Source organism: Allocoleopsis sp. (genome assembly GCF_036703385.1).
In the GTDB taxonomy this organism is placed as follows: domain Bacteria; phylum Cyanobacteriota; class Cyanobacteriia; order Cyanobacteriales; family Coleofasciculaceae; genus Allocoleopsis.
This window is the reverse complement of sequence record NZ_DATNPA010000524.1, coordinates 1-7,890: the sequence shown is the minus strand read 5'-3', so window position 1 is coordinate 7,890 and position 7,890 is coordinate 1. Positions and strand designations below refer to the sequence as shown.

Sequence of the window (7,890 nt, the reverse complement as noted above, 5' to 3'; positions counted from 1 at the left end):
AGTCTTGTCTGGTAATGGTTTCAGACGGAAGTTCCCCGCGACGCGGGGGAACTTCCGTTTAAAGACGGAATGTGACAGCTAGCATTTGCTAGATCGCTTGAGTTAAATTTCAGTTTAGGTTTTCAAGCCTGACTTTGCCGGAGTATTTTTCAAGCCTGACTTTGCCGCTGCGGCAAAGTCAAACTTTAAATCACAGTTGGTAGCCAATATACTTATCTTTATTGAATGGGCGATACTGGATTTGAACCAGTGACCCCTTCCGTGTGAAGGAAGTGCGCTACCCCTGTGCTAATCGCCCGCGAGTAACTAATGTAGCACGGTGGAACGGTGTTTGTCATTGAGATCGTGCAGCGCATTCTCCTGGGAGTATTTTCTGGCTACAGCAGCGATCGCAGACTTCTGACAGCAAAAACGGGTGCTTTGGCTGGCACCCGATGGCGTTTGGTGTGTGAGGAACTGTGGTCTATGTGAACTTTGGAATTTGATGTCTTCATCATAAGAATTCACACCCATGAGCCACATGAGGAGAAAGTCATGAATTTAAGTGTGACTTTTGTCATGGGCGATCGCTGGCGTTTGCTTGACTTTAACTGGTGGATTTACCTAAATGGAAAGATGAGCCACACCTCAAGGAAAATCTAAGATGCTAGTGATGTCCAAGCATCTCAGTATTTTTTTCTACTGGTGATACCATGCTAAAACTGATTTGGTGTTTGACTAAGCCGCTGCGCGTTCTTGCAGGATTGGTATTTATATTAGTCGGTAGCATTCCTACCCTTCTAATTCCGGGGCTTGGGCTATTTCTTGGTCTGCCCTTCCTCTTGATAGGCGGATGCTTGATCTGTAGCTGATAAACTGCCTAAACCCAGCCAACAACACCTCTGATTTGTGAAACCACCAGCTATCGAGCAATTTTACAATCCGCCCTTTTGAAAAGGGCGGATTCTACCGAATTTCCATCCGGTATATCCTGAGAAAGCAGCTCTAACTGAACTCCAATCAGCAAGTATGACAGCGAATAAACGTTGTTAATCTCCCTGCGGATATTCTTTCCATAGCGAAGTGGTGATACGCAAACTCAGATGATTCCCATCCCCCAAAATCACATGATCCAATATGGGAATGCAGAGTAATTGCCCTGCCTGCAAAAGCTGTGTGGTCAAAGTAATATCGTCCGAACTGGGTTCCACACTTCCAGTAGGATGATTGTGAGCAATAATCATCCGCGTGGCTCCCTGTCGCAGCACCTCTCGGAAAATATCGCGGGGATTTGCCAACGTCTCAGTTGCCGTACCAATCGTAATCACCTTAGTCCCCAGCAACTGATTCTTCGCATCCAACAGCAACACCGCAAATCGCTCTTGAGTTTGCCACATCAAATCATGACTGAGGGCAGCCGCTGCTGCTGTGGGGCTATCAATCACTGTACGTTCTGAGGGTCGAGACTGAAATGCCCGTTTCCCCAACTCAACAGCAGCTAGAATTGTTGTCGCTTTGGCCGGCCCCACGCCATGAAAATTCATCAACTGCTGAGGGTGGATGTCCCGCAACACCTCCATCGGATCGCGCTGACTTTCGCCTAACTGCTGCAAGATATGTTGTCCCAAACCGATCGCAGAAAGCTTCCCTTTGCCTTGACCTGTACCTAACAAAATCGCTATGAGTTCCGCTGTTGTCAGGTTTTTGGCTCCTTGAGCCATTAATCGCTCACGAGGGCGCTCACTTGTAGGAATATCGGCAATTCTGAGGCTATACGTCATAGATGCAGGCTTAAGAAGACTCAAGGGTATTATTTTTAGTAATCCCTTTTTGAGTCTCGAAGCTTACATCGGAACAAAAAAAACGAGAGTGCTTAACATTGGAGGCTGTAATCAGCGGCTCTTATCACCAAGACGGTACTTCGAGCCAAGGCATTAGACCCTTAGAGTTGCCTCGTTGGATTGATAAATATCAGCCGCTTTGAGCATGTGATAGGTAATGAGCAGCTGCGTTAGAGCCAGAGGGTAACTCTGGAGCGTTTCTCCAGTTGTCCCCGTGACCTTTCCAACATCTTGATTGCCTTCCAGACTACAGAATTTCCCTAGGTAGGGAATTTCATTACACAGCAACCGCTCTAGTTGCCTTACCTGTTCGTCAGTCGCATGACCATCAACTTCGAGAACATCGACCGGCTTACCCATATCGCGATCGAGTTCTAAGCGAATGGCGGAGCTGAGAAGGGATTTGCTGGGATTGAGAATTCCAGTAAAATCAGGGTGCGGGATGGTCGGTCTGAGTACCAAATGCACATTCAGCAGTAAATCGCTCTGTTCTGATGTATCATCGTCCGGTGGGTAAAAACTGACGACAATGTCTGACCACTTGCGCTGGGGACGGATAAATTCTTCTGAGTCTGATTCGCGCTTTCTGAGCTGTTCGAGAACCTGTTCTTCGGTATACCCCCGCTTACGGGTATCGCGCTTGATTTTCCAATGGGTTCGCAGAGATTCCGGTGGTGCCAAATAGACTTTGACATCGAAGCAATCCCGCGAACCACGGGTAGAGTAGCCAAGCAATCCCTCAACAATCACAAACTTGCTCGGATTGATGTATTCCGGCGGATCAAACACGCCAGTGTTGTGGTTGTAAATTGGCTTGAGGATGGGCTGTCCCTGGCGGAGCAGACTCAGGTGTTGCTCCATAATATCGAGGTAGTTGCAGTCGGGGTGCAGTGCTGAAATTCCCATTTCAGCTCGTTGCTTGCGATCATAACGGTGGTAATCGTCGGTACAAATAACCGTGACATCATCTACGCCTAGTACTTGAGCAATTCCCCTCGTCAGCGTTGTTTTTCCGGCGGCGCTATCACCGACAATTCCAAGGATAATAGGGCGACTAGTCATGGTTATGCTTACTGCTTGACTGGTTGGTGTGGTGAACTCTCGATTGTAAAATGATCCCATACTTATGAAAAATTTTCGTATTAAAGCAATCTTTCCTTAATCGCCAAATAACCTCTATAAAGCCACCGAATTCGTTCACACCGAGGCAGCCCCTCAATTTAGGTCTAGGCGTAAAATTACGATTGAGACTGTAACCGACAATCTGTCAAGTGGCAGCATATATGGGCATACTGAGAGAAGGAGAGCAGTTGCAACTACTCCTCCCCATGCTCTTAACGTTGACTAAGCAACGATGAAACGTAAATCCAAGTTCACTCCCCCTAGAGATAGGGATACCTTCTCCAGTTCTAAGCCTGCGAGTTCCATATTCACGCCCCTAGTCCTTTTTGCTTTTGCGGCTATTTTTATCCTGGGAGTTGGGGTTGGCATTGCTTTTAGCTCCACAGCGACGTTTAACCCTGAAAATGTGGCATCCCGTGAAGTAATTGACCGCAGTGTACCAAACGCTGAACTCTGTGTTCAATATGGTGCCAGCTCGATCGTTACGGATATGCGTGTGTTTGTAACACTCAATCCCTTTAATGTCTTTGTGACCCAGCCAACCATGCGGCCTGGGTGTGTACTACGTCAGAATAACTGGTCAATCCTGGAGCAGAAGAACTTGGTAACTTCAGATCAAGTGCGTGACTGCAAACGACGGATGAATACTTTTGGCTTCACCGGCGACCTGAATAGCAAACCTGAAATCGAGTGCATTTATCAAAACGAGGCGGCGGGTAACCTGTTCCTGAACCAGCCAGGGAGTGTAGGACCAAAATCAGAAACGAATAATTTCTAACTTGCCAAGAACCTGATCGCAACAGAGCTATCGTATTTTAGGTCGAGATAGTTCAATCTGTAGTGTTCGACAACGGTTGAGCAAATTCAATAAGTGGGGACGAGCGCCTAAAAGGAAATACCCGTTAGGTGTATCCGAAAGTTGCACCAATTCTTTTGAGAAAGGACAACAGAGATAAGGAAGAAAAGGGAAGGGGGATAGTACTGAGAAAAAAATATATTTGCAAAAATAGGATACTCCCTGCCCTTTTAGCGGATGACCCAAAAGTTGGAATGCGATCTGGAATAAGGATAAGCATGGAACAAGTCATCCGAAATTGCGCGTAATAAAGTGAAGCTAAAGGTAAGGGACATTTTCGCTGGAAAACTTTCCACGGAGAAACAATCAGTATTTTTCAGAACATGGGAGGATTCAGCTTTAATGGGACTAAGCCATGAAGAAATGAGGCACATAGCAACAGAAATGTCTCATCAAAAACATCACCATACAGTTAAGTGGAACTCTTCAAACAGACAGACCCTTAACCAAATATCATTAAATCCAAAACCCAGCTTAATCGGCTGGATTTATTGGGGAGCAATCATCGTGCTTTTTTTGTTGGTAGGAGCTTATTACTCGTTGAGGCTAGTTATGAGAATGCCAGGTGATGGCGGTACAGGACTGGAGCAAAATATACAGGTCAATCAATCTAAACCGTAAACCCACCCAATTCCTAAAATTTAATCCATACCGCGTATCGCCCTATCACCCGGTTGGGTGAGCCGATTAGGGGAAGCCTGATGCTTTTGAGAAACTTATGATGATGAGAGATTTCATCAGAGAGCAACCCCACAGGCTTGACCCCAGTGGGGTTTTTTATAGCAAAAAAGCAGAAGCAGCGACGATTTTCAGGGATGACTACTATTCTTCAACATAAGATTGCTGTTCTTCTTGGTAAAACACAGCTTCAAATAGAATCGTCAATCCTACGATGAGACAACAAACTAGAATCAACAATACTCCCACCATTACTATTACCTCCAGCAGAGCCTTTCACTTTATAGATACCTCTTGTTTGCTGAAAGTGATGGGCTTTGATTCAATTTTTAACGTTATCGCCAGAAAGTCTTTCACCCTTTCAGTGACCAGTGAACAAAAAACGTCCCTGAGTGTGAGGCTCCCACTATCGATGAATCGAGGTGCTTCCCTTCTCCGGAGGTTTACTGCTGCCATGAACCAGAGTTCATGCGCGAACAGGCTACACGCACCGCTGAGCGCTGTGTTATCCCAGTCAAAGTGCAAACGCTCTCGGCTCCTCGTACAATTAGCAAATGACTCCAAAAGCCCGTAAACAATTTGCTCAACATTGGTTACGCAGTGAAGAGGCGCTCAACCAAATTGTTGCAGCCGCTCAATTGCAAAAGAGCGATCGCCCAAAGGGCAGCGCCAAAGGCGATAGGGAAGCGCTGCTGCTTACAGCAGATCGCATCCTAGAAATTGGCCCCGGCACTGGCATTCTCACCCGTCGCTTATTGCCGGAAGCTCAATCTGTGGTAGCCGTGGAGATTGACCGCGACTTGTGCAAGCTATTAGTACAAAAGTTGAGGTCGTTCGAGAATTTCTTGCTGCTGCAAGGCGACTTCCTCACCCTCGACTTAGACGCGCAGCTAGCCTCGTTTCCCGCCTTCTCGAACCCCAAGAAAGTTGTTGCCAATATTCCCTACAACATTACTGGCCCCATTTTAGAGAAGCTACTGGGTACCATTTCTCATCCAGCGGCTGATCCCTTTGATTTAATCGTCCTCTTGGTGCAAAAAGAGGTTGCGGAACGATTGTATGCGAAGCCCAGTTCGAGAGCATTCGGTGCTTTATCCGTGCGGGTGCAGTATTTAGCCGAGTGTGAATTCATCTGTGAGGTGCCCGCAAAAGCCTTCTCCCCTCCCCCCAAAGTGGATTCTGCGGTAGTGCGGTTGCGTCCGCGCCGGTTGGAACCCCCAGCCACTGACCCCAAATGGTTAGAGACATTGCTGAAACTGGGCTTTTCTAGCAAGCGGAAAATGTTGCGAAATAATTTGAAATCGGTGGTGGAATGCGATCGCCTTACCCAGTTGCTGGAACAATTAGATGTTAACCCCCAATCTCGCGCAGAAGACCTGAGCGTGCAACATTGGGTGGCTTTGAGTAACTTGTTAATTGATTTTAGACCGGGAATGTCAGACCCAAGCTAAAATCCAAAATCCTTGCATCCCAAATCGAGTAATGCGCTCCTACTCCCTAATTGCCCCAGCCAAAATCAATCTGTATTTGGAAATTCTAGGCGATCGCCCCGATGGATATCACGAGTTGGCGATGATTCTTCAGAGCATCGAGTTAGCCGACGAAATTGAAGTCCGTGCGATCGGTACCGATACCATCCTCATCCATTGCGACCATCCCCAAGTGCCGAGTGACTCAAGCAACCTCGCCTACCGAGCCGTAGAATTGATGGCGAAGGAATTTCCTGATGTTTTTGCCAAGTTCGGTGGCGTGGAAATTACCATCAAAAAGCATATTCCTGTAGCGGCTGGACTGGCGGGAGGTTCGGCTAATGCTGCTGCTGTTTTAGTGGCAGTCGATATGATGTGGCAGTTGGGACTCACCCAGCCGGAATTACAAGACTTAGCCGCACAGCTTGGCTCAGATGTTCCGTTTTGTTTGGCGGGTGGTACAGCGCTGGCGACCGGTCGTGGTGAGCAACTTAATGCTCTATCCGCTCTGGATTCTCTTTATGTTGTCTTAGCGAAAGACCGTAACCTGATGATTTCAACCCCGTGGGCTTATAAGGCTTATCGCTCTGAGTTTGGTCATACTTATGTGCGCGATACACAGAGTTTGGAATCTCGTGCACATCGAGTTCATTCGGGGCCGATGGTTAACGCAATTCGCCACAAAGATGGCTCACAAATTGGTCGGTTGCTGCACAATGATTTGGAAAAAGTGGTACTGCCCACTACTCCCCAAGTGGCACAACTGAGGGAAGCGTTTCAAAGTAGCGGTGCTTTAGGAACCATGATGTCTGGCTCGGGGCCAACTGTATTTGCTCTGTGCGAATCAGAGGCTCACGCGCAGCAGGTTCAGCAAAAAGTCAGGGGAATGATTGCCAATCCCAATGTGGATTTCTGGGTGACACGGTTCTCAAATCGGGGCATTCAGGTTGTCTCGTCGGTTAGTTGAAGGTTGAAGGTTATAAAAGGTTGCAGGTTAACGGCTGTCTGCCTAACCATGTGGCGACAGCTGATTAGGAGGAGTTTCAAGGTTCCATTGCTAGGCGATCAATCCAGGAACCAAAATTACGAGTAGGGGCGAAGCATTCGGAAGACAATTTATCGCTCAAACCCTAGGTTTTTCGTCCGAATGCTTCGCCCCTCCAGAGGTAAAAATGCCCTACCACTATCAGCGCTTCGGTGTTGAAACCGCACAATCGATTGACATTTAAGCAAATGCTTATGTATCCTAATGACAGTTAAGCATTTGCTTAAGTATTGAGTTTCTCTCTATGAGTAGACCTGCCGCTAGTGCTGATATTTTTCAGGCGATCGCAGATCCAACCCGACGCGCTCTCCTGGATCGGCTACGCGACGGCGAACAATCGGTGAAGCAGCTTGCTGAACCCTTTGAGATGTCAATGCCAGCCATTTCCCAGCACTTGCATATTCTTTGCGATGCCGGTTTAGTCACCCAGCGCAAACTAGGACGGCAGCGCCTCTATCGGCTGAATCCAGAACCTCTCAAGGAAGTATCTGACTGGGTGAATCCTTATGAGCAGTTCTGGCAAGAGAAACTCGATGCCCTTGGCAAGTATTTGGAGGAAAATCCATGCTCCGAGACTTAAAGCTAGATGTCTTTTACCCCTACTCTCCCGAAAGGGTTTGGCAGGCGATTACAAACCGATGTGTGTTGGCACAATGGTTGATGGAGAATGACTTTGAGCCACGAGTCGGACATAAATTCCGGTTCCAGCCTCAGCCGCACCAAGGAGTGAATGAAGCCATCCACTGTGAGATTATCGAACTCGATGAACCCAGGAGTCTCTCCTATACTTGGCGGGGTGGGTTGATGGGGAAGCCAACAATTGTGACGTGGAGACTGGTACCGATGGAGGGGGGTACACAGCTTCAGCTTGAACATAAGGGTTTTGAGAGCAATGCGATC

General features: G+C 47.6%; 9 protein-coding genes and 1 tRNA gene. 7 read left to right on the top strand and 3 right to left on the bottom strand.

The window, feature by feature from the left end:
- Positions 1-226: 226 nt before the first annotated feature.
- Positions 227-298 (bottom strand) — tRNA-Val (locus V6C93_RS25410).
- A gap of 29 nt (positions 299-327) precedes the next feature.
- On the opposite strand from V6C93_RS25410, the gene V6C93_RS25405 reads away from it, so the two are divergent.
- Positions 328-471 (top strand): hypothetical protein, encoded by a 144-nt coding sequence (locus V6C93_RS25405; protein ID WP_333479456.1) that lies wholly within the window; start codon positions 328-330, stop codon positions 469-471.
- Between the two features lie 557 nt (positions 472-1,028).
- Here V6C93_RS25405 and radC read toward each other — a convergent pair.
- Both radC and V6C93_RS25395 read right to left on the bottom strand, forming a co-directional pair.
- Positions 1,029-1,760, bottom strand: coding sequence for a RadC family protein (gene radC, locus V6C93_RS25400; protein WP_333479455.1), 732 nt, complete (start codon positions 1,758-1,760; stop codon positions 1,029-1,031).
- Positions 1,761-1,913: 153 nt separating this feature from the next.
- The gene (locus tag V6C93_RS25395; protein WP_333479454.1) at positions 1,914-2,882 is read right to left on the bottom strand and encodes a phosphoribulokinase; all 969 of its coding nucleotides are present in this window, start codon (positions 2,880-2,882) and stop codon (positions 1,914-1,916) included.
- 292 nt (positions 2,883-3,174) lie between these two features.
- On the opposite strand from V6C93_RS25395, the gene V6C93_RS25390 reads away from it, so the two are divergent.
- The 6 genes from V6C93_RS25390 to V6C93_RS25365 all read left to right on the top strand — a co-directional run.
- A complete protein-coding gene (locus tag V6C93_RS25390) occupies positions 3,175-3,720 on the top strand; it encodes a DUF3172 domain-containing protein (RefSeq protein ID WP_333479453.1) in 546 nt (181 codons plus the stop codon).
- A gap of 330 nt (positions 3,721-4,050) precedes the next feature.
- Complete coding sequence (locus V6C93_RS25385) at positions 4,051-4,419, top strand: hypothetical protein (protein WP_333479452.1); 369 nt, start codon at positions 4,051-4,053, stop codon at positions 4,417-4,419.
- 611 nt (positions 4,420-5,030) lie between these two features.
- Positions 5,031-5,927: a 16S rRNA (adenine(1518)-N(6)/adenine(1519)-N(6))-dimethyltransferase RsmA gene (gene rsmA, locus V6C93_RS25380; RefSeq protein WP_333479451.1), complete on the top strand. Its 897-nt coding sequence runs from the start codon at positions 5,031-5,033 to the stop codon at positions 5,925-5,927.
- A gap of 31 nt (positions 5,928-5,958) precedes the next feature.
- On the top strand, positions 5,959-6,912 hold the full coding sequence (ispE, locus tag V6C93_RS25375) for a 4-(cytidine 5'-diphospho)-2-C-methyl-D-erythritol kinase (RefSeq protein WP_333479450.1): 954 nt from the start codon (positions 5,959-5,961) through the stop codon (positions 6,910-6,912).
- A 322-nt stretch (positions 6,913-7,234) separates the two neighbouring features.
- A complete protein-coding gene (locus V6C93_RS25370; protein WP_333479449.1) occupies positions 7,235-7,570 on the top strand; it encodes a metalloregulator ArsR/SmtB family transcription factor in 336 nt (111 codons plus the stop codon).
- Positions 7,555-7,890 (top strand): SRPBCC domain-containing protein (locus tag V6C93_RS25365; RefSeq protein WP_333479448.1); only part of this gene is annotated, 336 nt, incomplete at its 3' end. The genes V6C93_RS25370 and V6C93_RS25365, both read left to right, overlap by 16 nt.

Excerpts from the sequence above, each read along its gene's own strand:
- radC (WP_333479455.1), bottom strand. The coding sequence starts at position 1,760 with ATGACGTATAGCCTCAGAATTGCCGATATTCCTACAAGTGAGCGCCCT.
- V6C93_RS25370 (WP_333479449.1), top strand. The coding sequence starts at position 7,235 with ATGAGTAGACCTGCCGCTAGTGCTGATATTTTTCAGGCGATCGCAGAT.
- ispE (WP_333479450.1), top strand. The coding sequence starts at position 5,959 with ATGCGCTCCTACTCCCTAATTGCCCCAGCCAAAATCAATCTGTATTTG.
- rsmA (WP_333479451.1), top strand. The coding sequence starts at position 5,031 with ATGACTCCAAAAGCCCGTAAACAATTTGCTCAACATTGGTTACGCAGT.
- V6C93_RS25390 (WP_333479453.1), top strand. The coding sequence starts at position 3,175 with ATGAAACGTAAATCCAAGTTCACTCCCCCTAGAGATAGGGATACCTTC.
- V6C93_RS25395 (WP_333479454.1), bottom strand. The coding sequence starts at position 2,882 with ATGACTAGTCGCCCTATTATCCTTGGAATTGTCGGTGATAGCGCCGCC.